Here is a 13,927-nt window from a genome sequence, read left to right on the forward strand (position 1 = left end):
AAGAAGAATTGTCTCCCACGATGTAGGCGCGAAGCCGCGCCCAGACAATCGGCAAGATCGATATTGCCGATTGCCGGCGGCCGGCCAGGGCCGCGCTACTTCTGGTTCACGAAAACCTTGATATCGCTGGTCAGCGAATCCCAGGTCGAGAACTGTTCCTCGAGATTGGCCTTGGTGATGCCGCCGATGAAGCTGACATCCATCTTGAAGTTGGATCCGTCGCCGGAATAGGCCTTGATCCAGCGATATTTCTTGTTCCATTCGTTGGCCTGGTCGGCCGTGAACGCATCGGTGTAGCCGGAGGAGAACTGCAGCGACTTGCACTTCTCGTGATTATCGCAACCGTAGAAGTAGATCACATATTTCATGCCCTGGAGCCGGCCGGAAACCATCGGATCGCCACCGTCGTCCTTTTCGAGCTTGGCCGAGCCGTAGCCTATGTCAGGCGCCGCGCCATCATGATTTCGTCGATCTCCCGGCCCTCGTGAAGAAAGCCGGCAGGGATGCGACCGATTTCATGAAAACCTTCGCGTTGATAAAATCGTATGGCGGCGGGATTTTCCGCGCTTACGGCCAGTTCGACCTGCCTGATGCCCAATGCGCGGGCGTGTTCGAGCAAAAGATTGAGCATTGCGATGGCGTGTCCGTCGCCGCGCTCGGTGTCGCGCAAGTAAACCATGATGATGGTGGCGCGGTGCGCCATCTTGCCGGCCTGCTGTCGCATCAGGCCCATTATGCCGACAGGTTCATCGCCGCTAAAGCTGACGACAACAGGGTTGTTCGTCAGGCGCCGTCGCCACTCCTCGTCCGGCAGACCTTCCCAATCCGCCAGGCTGCTGGCGAAGGCTTCGGGATTAGCGCGCAACGCCTCCAGGCGAATTCGCTTGAAGATCTCGAAGTCGTTGGGATCGAGCAGTTTCAGGGCCAAAACAGTCTCAAGGCAGGGCGGCGAAACCGTCGGCGAATCCCTTGAGGTCGACGGGAATGCCGATGCCTTCTTCCGGCGTCTGGAAGACGATGAAGGTGGCCGACGTGCCGGTCTTCAGCGTGTCGAGCAGCGGCTTTTCGAGAATGACCTCGGCATAGCAACCATCCTGGAAACAGCGCACGAAATAGGCGCGGCCGATGTCCTTGCCGTCGACATTGAGGCCAAGTCCGTTGGGCAAAAGCACGCCGAGCGGCGCCAGCACGCGCAAAATCTCGGCCTTGTTGTCGGCGGTGCGCAGCACGACGACGGAAAGCCCCATCTCGGGACGGTCCTCGGCGACGACGTTCTGCATCATCACGCATTGTTCCGACGTGGCGCCGGCCGGTGTGTCGCAGATGATCGACCACGCCCCATGCGTCGACCGCACCGTGCCGCTTGGCTGCGCGGCATTGGCATGGCTGATGCCGGACAAGCCGACGCAAGAGAGGGCGGCGAGAACGATGACCTTCGTCCAGTTTCTCGAAAGCCAAGAGTTTCTCGAAAGCCCAAAATCTGCCGAAAGCCAAGCGTTCATGACGGCTCCATTGCGAATCACGGCACTTTAAGCCGCGCCAAAGCCAAGTAAAGGATGAGACCGCCGCTGGTCTGCCCCGATAGCGGCCACAATCCGCTTTTCCCTAGCAAATTCGCCCGAATTGCGACCGTCCGGCGCATTCTGTCCGCACGCCTGCGCCGCCCGTCCATCCCCGATCCGCGCAAGGCAAAAAGGCCGCTATCGCACTTGCGCGCAAAAATGCCGCACGGTTTCCTCCGCTCCTTTCTTGCGGAGGCAAATAGAGTATGGTTTGAACCAGCCTTGGGACTGTCCGGGATTCCCATCCCGGCTTTATCAGATATTCTTGCGCTCCGATCGCGAGGAACCGGGAGATGATGAGGGCGATGAGAAAATTCCTAGCTAGCGCCAATTTTCTAGCAAGCGCCAAATCTCTGGCAGGCGCAGCCGCCGCCACAGTCTTTGCCGGTGCGTCCGCCCATGCGGCTCAGCCCCAGCCGTGGGAGACCGGTTTTCAGCCTCCGGCGACCGACATGATGCGGCAGATCGAGTGGTTCGGGAACTACACGCTTTGGTTCATCGTCATCATCACCGCCGTGGTGCTTTTCCTGCTCGCCTATTGCATCTGGAAGTTCCGTGCGAGCGTGAATCCCATCCCTTCGAAGACCAGCCACAACACGTTGATCGAAGTGATCTGGACCATCGGGCCTGTCATCGTCCTGCTTTTGATCGCCATACCGTCGTTCCAGCTGCTGACCGCGCAATACACGCCGCCGGAAGAAGCCAAGCTGACCATCAAGGCGACGGGAAACCAGTGGAACTGGGACTACGAATACCAGGTCGACAAGGCGCTTACCTTCAACTCGGCGATCCTGCAGGACGCTGACCGCGCTGCCGCCGGCAAGGACGATCGCAAGGTCTACCCGCGCCTGCTCGCCGTCGACAATGAGATGGTGGTGCCGGTCAACACCATGACCCGCGTGCTGGTCACCGCAACCGACGTCATTCACTCCTTTGCCATGCCTGCGTTTGGCATCAAGATGGACGCCGTTCCCGGACGCACCAACGAGACCTGGTTCAAGGCGGAAAAGGAAGGCCTCTACTACGGCCAGTGCTCGCAGCTTTGCGGCAAGGACCACGCCTTCATGCCGATCGCGATCCGTGTCGTCTCCGATGCGCAGTACACGACCTGGCTGGCGGCAGCCAAGACCGATCTGCCCGGCGCCAACAAGGCGCTGATGGCCGAGGTCGATGGCACAAACAAGGTAGCGGCCGCCGGCAACTGACGCCGCGACCATAAGAGATCAGGGAACGGAGCGGAACATGGCAGACGCTGCAGCTCACGACGATCACGACCACAAGCCCTATCACGGCTGGGTCCGGTGGGTGTATTCGACCAACCACAAGGATATTGGTACGCTCTATTTGATCTTCGCGATCTTCGCGGGCATCGTCGGCGGGGCGCTTTCGGTCGTCATCCGCATGGAGCTTCAGGAGCCGGGCATCCAGATATTCACCGGCCTGGCGCAGATGGTCTACGGCATGAACGGCGATGCCGCCATCGATGGCGGCAAGAGCATGTACAATGCCTTCGGCACTGCGCACGCCCTGATCATGATCTTTTTCATGGTCATGCCCGCGCTGATCGGCGGCTTTGCCAACTGGATGGTGCCGATCATGATCGGCGCGCCGGACATGGCGTTCCCGCGCATGAACAACATCTCGTTCTGGCTGCTGCCGCCGGCTTTCATCCTGCTGATCACCTCGGCCTTCATGCCGAGCGCGCCTGGCGCCTACGGCGTCGGCGGCGGCTGGACGCTTTATCCGCCGCTGTCGACCTCGGGCCAGCCCGGGCCGGCGATGGATCTGGCGATCCTGTCGATCCACATTGCCGGCGCCTCGTCCATCCTCGGCGCAATCAACTTCATCACCACCATCTTCAACATGCGCGCGCCTGGCATGACCATGCACAAGATGCCGCTGTTTGCCTGGTCGGTGCTGATCACCGCCTTCCTGCTGCTTTTGTCGCTGCCGGTTCTGGCCGGCGGCATCACCATGCTGCTCACCGACCGCAACTTCGGCACCACCTTCTTTGCCCCGGATGGCGGCGGTGACCCGATCCTGTTCCAGCATCTGTTCTGGTTCTTCGGTCACCCGGAAGTCTACATCCTGATCCTGCCGGGCTTTGGCATCATCAGCCATATCGTCTCCACCTTCTCTAAGAAGCCGGTGTTCGGCTATCTCGGCATGGCCTATGCCATGGTGGCGATCGGCGCGGTCGGGTTCATCGTCTGGGCCCACCACATGTACACGACCGGCCTGTCGCTCGACACGCAGCGCTATTTCGTCTTCGCCACCATGGTCATTGCCGTGCCGACGGGCGTGAAGATCTTCTCCTGGATCGCGACGATGTGGGGCGGCTCGATTTCGCTGAAGCCGCCGATGCTGTGGGCGCTCGGCTTCATCTTCCTGTTTACGATTGGCGGCGTGACCGGCGTTCAGCTCGCCAATGCCGGTCTCGACCGCTCGCTGCACGACACCTATTTCGTCATCGCCCACTTCCACTACGTGCTGTCGCTCGGCGCGGTGTTCGCCATCTTCGCCGGCTGGTACTACTGGTTCCCGAAGATGACCGGCTACATGTATTCCTTCGCCATCGCCAACACCCATTTCTGGGTCACCTTCATCGGCGTCAACCTGATCTTCTTCCCGCAGCATTTCCTCGGCCTTGCCGGCATGCCGCGCCGCACCATCGACTACCCGGATGCGTTTGCTGGCTGGAACATGGTGTCGTCCTACGGCTCGTATATCTCGGCCGTCGGCGTCGCGATCTTCCTCTATGGCGTGTTCGAGGCCTTCCAGAAGAAGCGGGTGGCCGGCGCCAATCCATGGGGCGAGGGCGCCACGACGCTTGAATGGCAGCTGCCTTCGCCGCCGCCTTTCCACCAGTGGGAACAGCTGCCGAAGATCAAGTAAGGCAGCTTGAATACGAAACCGCCGGCTCGTCCGGCGGTTTTGGCCAACGGAATGATGGACTTAAGTACGCATGGCCCTAGTCGACGACCCATTGATTGACGAAGCGGGCTTTCGCATGTCGGAAGCCACGGCGGGCGATTTCTTCGCCCTGCTGAAGCCGCGCGTCATGTCGCTGGTGGTGTTTACCGCCTTTGTCGGCCTGGTTGCCGCACCGGTGACCATCAATCCGTTGCTGGCGGTGATCGCCATCCTGGCCATTGCCATCGGTGCCGGCGCGTCGGGCGCGCTCAACATGTGGTACGACGCCGACATCGATGCGGTGATGACCAGAACCGCCGGACGTCCGGTCCCGGCCGGCCGCATCCGGCCCGGTGAAGCCCTGAGTTTCGGCCTCGTGCTTTCGGTGCTGTCGGTGATGACCCTCGGCGTCCTGGTCAACTGGCTGTCGGCGACGCTGCTGGCCTTCACCATCTTCTTCTACGCCGTCGTCTACACGATGTGGCTGAAGCGCTCGACGCCACAGAACATCGTCATCGGCGGCGCCGCGGGCGCCATTCCGCCGGTCATCGGCTGGGCCGCGGCGACCGGAGCGGTCAGCCTCGAAAGCCTCATCCTGTTCCTCATCATCTTCCTGTGGACGCCGCCGCATTTCTGGGCGCTAGCGCTGTTCAAGTCCGAGGACTATGCGAAAGCCGGCATCCCGATGATGCCGAACGTTGCCGGCCAGGCATCGACCCGGCGCCAGATCTTCGCCTACGCGCTGATCCTTGCACCGGTTGGCGTGCTGCCATGGATCCTCGGCTTCACCACATCGGCCTATGGCATCGCCGCATTACTGCTTGGCGCCGGCTTCGTCTGGTATGCCTGGAAGGTGCTGCAGATGACGGACGACGACCGCGTCATGAAGCCGGCCAAGGCCCTGTTCGGCTACTCGCTGCTGTATCTGTTCGCCATCTTCGCGATCTACCTTGCCGACTGCGTCGTCGGTCGCGCGCTCGCCATCGGTGGAGCATGACCATGGTCGACAAGAAGCTTGACCTAGTTACGTTGACGGATCGCCAGCAGAAAGCCCGGCGCAACCGTTCGGCCGCCATCGGCCTGGCGCTGGCCGTGCTTGTCGTCATTTTCTATGTCGCGACCATCGTGAAGTTCGGTCATTCCGGATCGATGTGAGGCTGACGATGAACCGCCAGACAGTCACCGATCCCAGGAAGAAGAACACTAACCGCATCGTCGCCGGCGTCTGCATCGCCTTTTTCGGCGGCATGATTGGCATGGCTTATGCCGCGGTGCCGCTCTATGCGATGTTCTGCAAGGCGACCGGCTATGGCGGCACCACCAGGCGCGCCACGCAGCAATATGCCGATCGTGTGCTCGACCGCGACGTCACCATCCGCTTCGACGCCAACACAGCCGGCGTTCCATGGCAGTTCGAGCCCGTGGCCCGCTCCATCGTCATCAAGATCGGCGAGACGGTTCAGGCACACTATAGCGCGACCAACAAGTTCGACCGCTCCGTCACCGGCCGCGCCACCTTCAACGTGCAGCCCGAACTGGCTGGCCCGTACTTCAACAAAGTCGAGTGTTTCTGCTTCACCGACACGACGCTGAAGCCCGGCGAGACGCTGGACATGCCGGTCATGTTCTATGTCGATCCCGACATCGTCAACGTGCCGGAACTGAAGGACTTGAAGACGATCACTCTATCCTACACGATGTTCCCGGTCGAAAAGAGCAAGCCGGTTGCGTCGTCAGCGCCGATCGAAGGCAGCAGCAACAAAGTTCCAGATACCGAAGCAAATCTCGGGGGTTGATATGGCAGACGCGCACGCAAAACCACAACATGACTACCATCTCGTCAACCCGAGCCCGTGGCCCTTCCTGGGGGCCATCGGTGCACTGGTCATGGCCATAGGCGGCGTCGCCTGGATGCAGTATCTCAAGGGTGGCGATTTTCCGCTTTTCGGCCACAACATTGCCAATCCGTGGTTGTTCTTCATCGGCCTGGTCATCGTCCTTTACACCATGTTCGCCTGGTGGTCCGACACCATCAAGGAAGCGCATGAGGGGCATCACACGCGCGTCGTGTCGCTGCATCTGCGCTACGGCATGATCATGTTCATCGCCTCTGAAGTGATGTTCTTCGTCGCCTGGTTCTGGGCCTATTTCGACGCCAGCCTGTTTCCGGGCGAGGTCCAGAATTATGCGCGCACGGCGTTTACTGGTGGCGTCTGGCCGCCGAAGGGCCTCGAAGTCCTCGATCCCTTCCATTTGCCGCTCTACAACACCATCATCCTGCTTCTGTCGGGCACCACGGTCACCTGGGCCCACCACTCGCTCCTGCATGGCGACCGCAAGGGGCTGATCAACGGCCTGGTGCTGACCGTTGGCCTCGGCATGCTGTTCACCATGGTGCAGGCCTACGAGTACATACACGCTCCGTTCGGCTTCAAGGACTCCATCTATGGCGCCACTTTCTTCATGGCGACCGGGTTCCATGGCTTCCACGTCATCATCGGCACCATCTTCCTGCTGGTCTGCCTGGTACGCGCGATGAAGGGCGATTTCACCCCCAAGCAGCATTTCGGCTTCGAGGCCGCCGCCTGGTATTGGCACTTCGTCGACGTGGTCTGGTTGTTCCTGTTCAGCGCGATCTATGTCTGGGGATCGTCCGGCGCTCTGATCGAAGGCCATTGACCGACTTCGCCGGGAGAATCGACCCGAGAAATCAGAAAGGCGGTTGCGACAACGCAGCCGCCTTTCTTCTTTTCGGCGCCATCTTCTTTCCGGCGCAATGATCGCCGATCGGTAGCCAATGCGGCTGACGATTTTCTGGACGATCTGCACATTTCTGTTCGCCGCCTTCCCGGCCTTTGCCATCGAACGCATCGACCTCGTGCGTGTCGACAAGTCGGAACGGCGGCTCCATCTGATCGGAGGTGGCAAGGTCCTCCGCAGCTACAGCATTGCACTGGGAGGCGACCCTATCGGGCAAAAACACCGGGAAGGCGACGAGCGCACGCCCGAGGGGCGCTACATCCTCGACTGGCGCAATCCCGGTAGCGTCGCCTACAAGTCGATCCACATCTCCTATCCCAACGCCGCACAAATCGAGACCGCGAAAGCCGCCGGCATCGACCCCGGCGGCATGATCATGATCCATGGCCAGCCCAACGGCTTCGGCTGGTGGGGCTGGCTGCTTCAATTGGTCGACTGGACGGACGGCTGCATTGGGGTTACCGACTCGGACATGGATGAAATCTGGACTAGGGTGCCGGATGGAACGCCGATCGAAATCGAGCCGTAAAGCATGAGCGAAGACAAGGCTATCTGGCCACCGATCGATCCGATTTCGGCCGGCCTGCACGGCCGCTGTCCGCGCTGCGGCGAGGGAAAGCTGTTTTCCGGATTCCTCACCGTCGGCAAGCGCTGCAGCAATTGCGGCCTCGACTATTCCTATGCCGATGCCGGCGATGGACCGGCGGTGTTCGTCATCCTGATCATCGGTTTCATCGTCGTTGGGCTGGCGCTTTGGATGGAAGTCACGCTGAGCCCGCCGCTCTGGCTGCATTTCTTGCTTTGGATACCGCTGGCGCTGGTTCTGTGCCTGACGGCGCTGCGGCTGATCAAGGGCGTGCTTTTGACGCTGCAATACGCCAACAAGGCGGCCGAGGGCCGGCTGGACAGCGGGCAATGAGCCAGGCTTCCGGTTTGGTCGCTGGCCGTTCGCGGCCAAAGACGGCATTGCTGATCGGCCTTGGCCTGGTGCTGTTCTGTATCCTGCTTGCGCTCGGCACCTGGCAGATCCAGCGCCTGCATTGGAAGGAAGCGCTTCTGCAGACCATCGACCAGCGCACGCATTCCGCGCCGCTGCCGCTGGCGGAGGTCGAGAGGCAGTTCACAGCCACCGGCGATGTCGACTACACCCCGGTGACGGTGACCGGCACGTTCCTGCATCAGGGCGAGCGCCACTTCTTCTCGACCTGGGAAGGCGCGTCCGGTTTCGACGTCATTACACCGCTGCAGCTCGACGGTGGCCGCTTCGTGCTGGTCAACCGCGGCTTCGTTCCCTACGACCTGAAGGACGCGGCCAAGCGCGCGCAGGGCCAGGTGGCGGGCAAGGTGACGGTGACCGGGCTCGCCCGCAATCCGCTGTTGGCCAAGCCGTCGATGATGCTTCCCGACAATGATGTGCAAAAGAACATCTTCTACTGGAAGGACCGCGACGCCATGGCCTCGAGCGCCGTCCTGCCGGCCGGTGCTGCGCTGGTGCCGTTCTTCGTCGACGCCAACGCCGCGCCGAACCCCGGCGGGCTGCCGGTCGGCGGCGTCACCATCATCGATTTGCCGAACAGCCACCTGCAATATGCCTTCACCTGGTATGGCCTGGCGGCTGCTCTGGCGGCGGTTCTCATCATCAGGTTGCGCCGCCCCGCAAAGGAGGAATGATCGTCGCCGCCCTTGACAGGGCAGGGGTGCACACCTCATTTCGGCTCTGAACAACGGCCCCGGATTCATGCTTCACACCAAGACCAAGCCACCGCTGACGATCAGGCTCTGCCAGCCGCGCGGCTTTTGCGCCGGCGTCGACCGCGCCATCCAGATCGTCGTGCTGGCACTAAAGAAATACGGCGCCCCGGTCTATGTCCGCCACGAGATCGTGCACAACCGCTATGTCGTCGAGGGGTTGCAAAGCCTCGGCGCGGTGTTCATCGAGGAGCTGTCCGAGATCCCGGCTCAGCATCGCCAGTGCCCGGTGGTGTTTTCGGCGCATGGCGTGCCGAAATCGGTGCCGGCGGACGCCCAGGCGCGCAACCTCTTCTATCTCGACGCCACCTGCCCGCTGGTGTCGAAGGTCCACAAGCAGGCGATGCGCCACCAGCGGCTCGGCCGCCATGTGCTGTTGATCGGTCATGCCGGGCACCCCGAGGTGATCGGCACCATGGGCCAGTTGCCGGAGGGCGCCGTCACCCTGATCGAGACCGAGGCCGACGCTGCAACCTTTGTGCCGGTCGACCCGCAAGCGCTGGGCTTCGTCACCCAGACGACGCTGTCGGTCGAGGACACCGCCGGCATCATCCGCGCCTTGCAGGACCGGTTTCCGCAGTTGCATGCGGCTGCCGCGGAATCGATCTGCTATGCTACCACCAACCGCCAGGAAGCGGTCAAGGAGACCGCTGCCGGTGCCGATCTCTTCCTGATCGTCGGCGCGCCCAACTCCTCCAACTCGCGCCGTCTTGTCGAAGTGGCGGAGCGTGCCGGCGCGACGATGTCGCTTCTCGTACAGCGCGCCTCCGAGATTCCATGGAATGACATTGCCGGCATCTCGACGCTCGGCCTGTCGGCCGGCGCGTCGGCGCCGGAAATCATCGTCGACGAGATCATCGATGCCTTTCGGCAGCGCTTCGAGGTAACGATCGATCTGGCGGTCACGGCGACCGAAACGGAGGATTTTCCGGTAATGCGGGTTCTGCGCGATGTCGAACTGACGAAGGCCGACATGGCCTTCGTCAACGGAGCCGCGTGAACAGCCCATGGCGGTCTATACCGATGTCAGTGAGGGCGAGCTTGGCGCGTTCCTGAAGGCCTATCCGGTCGGCGATCTCCTGTCCTATAAGGGCATCGCCGAAGGCACCGAGAATTCGAATTTCCTGCTGCACACCACCAGCGGCGCCTACATACTGACGCTCTACGAAAAGCGCGTCGACAGGGCGGATCTGCCGTTCTTCCTCGGTCTGATGGGCCATCTCGCCAGGAAGGGGATTTCGTGCCCGCTGCCGGTGACCGCGCATGACGGCACAGTCATTGGCGAGCTGGCCGGCCGTCCCGCGGTGATCATCACTTTCCTCGAAGGCCTTTCGCTCCGGCGGCCGACAGCAGGGCATTGCGGCGAAGTCGGCAAGGCGCTGGCCGCGCTGCATCTTGCCGGCCAGGACTTTTCCATGATCCGTCCCAACGCCTTGGCCATCGATGGCTGGCGCAAGCTGTGGAACGCGGCGCGCGACCGCGCCGACGAGGTCGAGCTGGGGCTGGCGGCCGAGGTCGATGCCGATTTCGCCGATTTCGAGCGGAATTGGCCGACGGGCCTGCCGGAAGGGATTATCCATGCCGACCTTTTCCCCGACAATGTCTTCTTCCTCGGCGAGAAACTGTCGGGGCTGATCGATTTCTATTTCGCCTGCGACGATCTCTACGCCTACGATGTCGCCACCTGCCTCAACGCCTGGTGTTTCGAGAAGGACTTTTCCTTCAACCTGACCAAGGGCACGGCGCTGCTTGCCGGCTATCAGAGCGTGCGCCCCTTGAGCGGCGACGAGAAAGCGGCGCTGCCGATGCTGGCGCGCGGCTCGGCGCTGCGCTTCATGCTGACCCGGCTTTATGACTGGCTGAACGTTCCCGATGGTGGGCTGGTGATGAAGCGCGATCCGACCGAATATATCCGCAGGATGCGATTCCACCGGGCGATCCAATCTCCCTCCGAATATGGGCTGACATGAGCAAGCGCGTTGAAATCTTCACCGACGGTGCCTGTTCGGGCAATCCGGGTCCGGGCGGCTGGGGCGCGATCCTGCGCTTCAACGGCAAAACCAAGGAGCTGTCAGGCGGTGAGGCCGAGACCACCAACAACCGCATGGAATTGCTCGCTGCCATCTCGGCGCTGAATGCGCTGAAGGAGCCTTGCGCCGTCGACCTGCACACCGACAGCAAATACGTCATGGATGGTATTTCCAAGTGGATCCACGGCTGGAAGAAGAACGGCTGGAAAACCGCCGACAAGAAGCCGGTCAAGAACGGCGAACTCTGGCAGGCGCTGGATGAGGCCAACAGACGCCATCAGGTCACCTGGAATTGGGTCAAGGGCCATGCCGGTCATCCCGAGAACGAACGCGCCGACGAGTTGGCGCGGGAAGGCATGGCGCCGTTCAAGAAAGGCTCGGCCAAACCTGCCGCGCCGAGGCCTGCAGCGGCGCTGAAGCCCGCGGCATCCGAGAAGCAGCCGGCGGCGCCAAGGGCACGGCGCTCGACCCAGAGCTATTGAGACCCGGGCACCGGTCAGTTCCTGCCAGGAATCTCTATCATGCCGATTGCATTCTATATCACCCATCCGCAGGTTCAGATTGACGCCAGCGTTCCCGTGCCGGAATGGGGGCTGTCCGACATCGGCCGGTCGCGGGCGTTGGCCATGCTCGACCAACCCTGGGTCGGCTCGATCCGCCGCATCGTCTCGTCGGCTGAGCGCAAGGCGATCGAAACCGCGGAAATCCTCGCGAAACATCTCGGCCTTGCTGTCGAGGTGAGAGAGGCCATGCATGAGAACGACCGCTCGGCGACAGGCTTTCTGCCGCCGCCGGAGTTCGAAGCGATCGCCGACCAGTTCTTCGCCAACCCGCACCAAAGCATCCGCGGCTGGGAACGGGCCATCGACGCCCAGCAGCGCATCGTGAGCGAGGTCGAGGCTGTACTCGGCGCCGCTGACATCGGCGATATTGCCTTCGTCGGCCATGGCGGCGTCGGAACACTCCTCTTGCTGTCGCTCAGCGGCCGCGAGATCAGCCGCGCGGGGGATCAGCCAGCCGGCGGTGGCAACTACTTCGCCTATGATATGGGTGCTCGTCGCGTCATTCATGAATGGTGGCCGATCGACAAGGCGGCTCCGCAGCGCGCCAATTGATTGAGGAAAGCAAGCAATTCTATATTTTGGATTAGAATGAATTTCACACCCTGCGCGATAGACTGCCGCAATCGACCTGGTGTGAGGTATTGCGGCAATGTTCGGGCGCAGGACTTTCGGCAAGCAGCAGCACAGCTTTGCCGATCTGAAGAAAATGATGCGTCCGACGCCGGATGCCGATGGCGTGACGCGTTTTCTCAAAAGAGCTTTGGGACGATCCGAAGATCGGCTCACTCCTGCGCGAAGTCGGCTTCGCGCCGGACGATGCGCGCAACATCATGCGAACGGCAGACGACTACATCGCTCTTTTCGCCGCGGCCAAATACCGGCTTCAGCAGCGCACCGAGGCCTTCAACAGCGAGATGGCGGCACGCCACGGCTATTGCCGTGCCACGCCCTTCCTGGTCATCGACGGCACGATCTGGGACGGCGAGCATGGCGCATTCCTCTATGCCCAGATGGATCTCGTCAGCTTCGACGACTGGAACGTCGTCATGTTGGCGGCGGATGCACGGACCACGCAATCATGCGGCCTGCCGGCCCATCCGGGCTCGGTTCCGGCGCTGAACCAGGCAATGACCGGGCACGTGATCCGGTGGAAGGCGCGCTACGAATCAGCACTCGAGGAATTCGGCGTCACCGCCACCGGCGGCCGGAGCATCACGCGGGAGCAATTCGAGGCGGAGAAAGACGCGCTGCGTCAGGAAATCATCGATACCGTCGCCTCGATGAAGCCGCGCACGGTCAGCGAATAGAGTGCCTCAGCGGATCAGTAGGGCCGTGCCGTAGAGGCCGAGCGCAAACACCGTGTGCGACACCAGGTTGAGGGCGCGGATCTGCATCGGATTGGGACGCTTGGATGCGGCCCAGCCGGCGCCCATGCCAGGGGCTAGCAGGAACCAGCCGGCGCCGACCGTGACCATTCCGAGGATGAAGGCGGGCAGGAAGGTCGGCGCGGCCAGCCACGCCGTCCCGGCCAACGCCACCAGGATAATGCCGTAGACGATGCCGACGAGATAGTGGAAGGCCCAGCCGAGCGCCGATTCATGCGCGTAAGGTGCGGCGTCACCGATGTCGTCGTGAAAAACCTTGCTCCTGAGATGCCAGACCCAGCGGCCGACCGGCCCCCAGTTCGGCCGCGGCTGAGCGAACGCCAAGTGCAGGAACATCGCCCAGATATCCATCAGCACCGTGGCGCCGATGCCGATCGCTATCGCGCGCCAAAGGACATCGGACATGATTGATCCCTAGAGCTGTCCCAGAATGTGGGCCGCACCGGACTCGTCGACACCGGGCTTGGTCTCGACATTGACCGCGGTGACCTTGCCGTCATCCACGATCATCGAGAAGCGCTTCGAACGCAGCCCCATATCGGCGCTGATGTAGTCGAGGCCGATCGACTTGGCGAAATCGCCGGTGCCGTCGGCGAGGTAGAGGATCTTGCCTTCACCGCCGCTGAAGCGCGCCCAGGCGCCCATCACGTGCACGTCGTTGACCGAGACGACAGCGATGGTGTCGACGCCGCGCGCCAGGATGGCGTCATGGTTTTCGAGATAGCCGGGCAGATGGTTGTTACTGCAGGTCGGCGTGAAAGCGCCGGGAACACCAAACAGCACGACCTTCTTGCCCGAGAAAATCTCGGCGCTGGTGATGACCTTGGCGCCATCGGCGGTCATTTCCTTGAAAGTCGCATCGGGTAGTTTGTCGCCAACGGCAATCGTCATGAAATTCCTCGTTCGAAAAGCTGGAAGGACTTGGTCTTCGAGATAGCGAACTCAGGCGTTTCCCGCAACCGCTG

General features: G+C 61.9%; 19 protein-coding genes. 14 read left to right on the top strand and 5 right to left on the bottom strand.

The genetic code is table 11. The features are described 5' to 3' along the window. Positions 1 to 95: 95 nt before the first annotated feature. The 3 genes from AC1DVW_RS00070 to AC1DVW_RS00080 are packed head-to-tail and all read right to left on the bottom strand — an operon-like array spanning position 96 to position 1,502. Positions 96 to 440 carry a YbjN domain-containing protein gene (locus AC1DVW_RS00070; protein WP_477321545.1) on the bottom strand — a complete coding sequence of 115 codons (345 nt, stop codon included), beginning with the start codon at positions 438 to 440 and terminating at the stop codon, positions 96 to 98. Continuing rightward, positions 437 to 928 carry an N-acetyltransferase family protein gene (locus tag AC1DVW_RS00075; protein WP_477271841.1) on the bottom strand — a complete coding sequence of 164 codons (492 nt, stop codon included), beginning with the start codon at positions 926 to 928 and terminating at the stop codon, positions 437 to 439. The genes AC1DVW_RS00070 and AC1DVW_RS00075 overlap by 4 nt, the downstream gene beginning before the upstream one ends. Positions 929 to 935: 7 nt before the next feature. Further along, positions 936 to 1,502 carry an invasion associated locus B family protein gene (locus AC1DVW_RS00080; RefSeq protein WP_477271843.1) on the bottom strand — a complete coding sequence of 189 codons (567 nt, stop codon included), beginning with the start codon at positions 1,500 to 1,502 and terminating at the stop codon, positions 936 to 938. A 353-nt stretch (positions 1,503 to 1,855) separates the two neighbouring features. Here AC1DVW_RS00080 and coxB point away from each other — a divergent pair, with 353 nt between their 5' ends. From coxB to AC1DVW_RS00150, 14 genes are all read left to right on the top strand, one after another. Further along, positions 1,856 to 2,767, top strand: a complete 912-nt coding sequence (coxB, locus tag AC1DVW_RS00085; protein ID WP_477243547.1) for a cytochrome c oxidase subunit II — start codon at positions 1,856 to 1,858, stop codon at positions 2,765 to 2,767. A 37-nt stretch (positions 2,768 to 2,804) separates the two neighbouring features. Further along, complete coding sequence (ctaD, locus tag AC1DVW_RS00090) at positions 2,805 to 4,457, top strand: cytochrome c oxidase subunit I (RefSeq protein ID WP_477243549.1); 1,653 nt, start codon at positions 2,805 to 2,807, stop codon at positions 4,455 to 4,457. Positions 4,458 to 4,527: 70 nt separating this feature from the next. Further along, positions 4,528 to 5,472 carry a heme o synthase gene (locus tag AC1DVW_RS00095; protein ID WP_477243551.1) on the top strand — a complete coding sequence of 315 codons (945 nt, stop codon included), beginning with the start codon at positions 4,528 to 4,530 and terminating at the stop codon, positions 5,470 to 5,472. Positions 5,473 to 5,474: 2 nt separating this feature from the next. After that, positions 5,475 to 5,630, top strand: a complete 156-nt coding sequence (locus AC1DVW_RS00100) for a hypothetical protein (protein WP_477244042.1) — start codon at positions 5,475 to 5,477, stop codon at positions 5,628 to 5,630. An 8-nt stretch (positions 5,631 to 5,638) separates the two neighbouring features. Then, the gene (locus tag AC1DVW_RS00105) at positions 5,639 to 6,271 is read left to right on the top strand and encodes a cytochrome c oxidase assembly protein (protein ID WP_477320627.1); all 633 of its coding nucleotides are present in this window, start codon (positions 5,639 to 5,641) and stop codon (positions 6,269 to 6,271) included. Between the two features lies 1 nt (position 6,272). Beyond that, entirely contained in the window at positions 6,273 to 7,154 is an 882-nt protein-coding gene (locus AC1DVW_RS00110) for a cytochrome c oxidase subunit 3 (protein WP_477243554.1), read from the top strand. Positions 7,155 to 7,272: 118 nt separating this feature from the next. After that, complete coding sequence (locus AC1DVW_RS00115) at positions 7,273 to 7,764, top strand: L,D-transpeptidase family protein (protein ID WP_477320628.1); 492 nt, start codon at positions 7,273 to 7,275, stop codon at positions 7,762 to 7,764. Between the two features lie 3 nt (positions 7,765 to 7,767). Then, positions 7,768 to 8,154, top strand: coding sequence for a DUF983 domain-containing protein (locus tag AC1DVW_RS00120; protein WP_477320629.1), 387 nt, complete (start codon positions 7,768 to 7,770; stop codon positions 8,152 to 8,154). Continuing rightward, positions 8,151 to 8,906, top strand: coding sequence for an SURF1 family protein (locus tag AC1DVW_RS00125; protein ID WP_477320630.1), 756 nt, complete (start codon positions 8,151 to 8,153; stop codon positions 8,904 to 8,906). The genes AC1DVW_RS00120 and AC1DVW_RS00125 overlap by 4 nt, the downstream gene beginning before the upstream one ends. A gap of 67 nt (positions 8,907 to 8,973) precedes the next feature. Further along, positions 8,974 to 9,984: a 4-hydroxy-3-methylbut-2-enyl diphosphate reductase gene (gene ispH, locus AC1DVW_RS00130; RefSeq protein ID WP_477320631.1), complete on the top strand. Its 1,011-nt coding sequence runs from the start codon at positions 8,974 to 8,976 to the stop codon at positions 9,982 to 9,984. A gap of 7 nt (positions 9,985 to 9,991) precedes the next feature. Continuing rightward, positions 9,992 to 10,954, top strand: coding sequence for a homoserine kinase (locus AC1DVW_RS00135; protein ID WP_477320632.1), 963 nt, complete (start codon positions 9,992 to 9,994; stop codon positions 10,952 to 10,954). After that, on the top strand, positions 10,951 to 11,496 hold the full coding sequence (gene rnhA, locus AC1DVW_RS00140) for a ribonuclease HI (protein WP_477320633.1): 546 nt from the start codon (positions 10,951 to 10,953) through the stop codon (positions 11,494 to 11,496). The genes AC1DVW_RS00135 and rnhA overlap by 4 nt, the downstream gene beginning before the upstream one ends. Before the next feature lie 39 nt (positions 11,497 to 11,535). Beyond that, the gene (locus AC1DVW_RS00145) at positions 11,536 to 12,129 is read left to right on the top strand and encodes a histidine phosphatase family protein (RefSeq protein WP_477320634.1); all 594 of its coding nucleotides are present in this window, start codon (positions 11,536 to 11,538) and stop codon (positions 12,127 to 12,129) included. A gap of 278 nt (positions 12,130 to 12,407) precedes the next feature. Further along, positions 12,408 to 12,884, top strand: coding sequence for a hypothetical protein (locus tag AC1DVW_RS00150; protein WP_477320635.1), 477 nt, complete (start codon positions 12,408 to 12,410; stop codon positions 12,882 to 12,884). 6 nt (positions 12,885 to 12,890) lie between these two features. On the opposite strand, the gene AC1DVW_RS00155 is transcribed toward AC1DVW_RS00150, so the two are convergent. Beyond that, entirely contained in the window at positions 12,891 to 13,367 is a 477-nt protein-coding gene (locus AC1DVW_RS00155; RefSeq protein ID WP_477320636.1) for a DUF2938 domain-containing protein, read from the bottom strand. 9 nt (positions 13,368 to 13,376) lie between these two features. Then, the gene (locus tag AC1DVW_RS00160) at positions 13,377 to 13,853 is read right to left on the bottom strand and encodes a redoxin family protein (RefSeq protein ID WP_477243571.1); all 477 of its coding nucleotides are present in this window, start codon (positions 13,851 to 13,853) and stop codon (positions 13,377 to 13,379) included. Positions 13,854 to 13,927 lie beyond the last annotated feature (74 nt).

The sequence above is a fragment of the Mesorhizobium sp. P3_B5 genome (genome assembly GCF_056402815.1).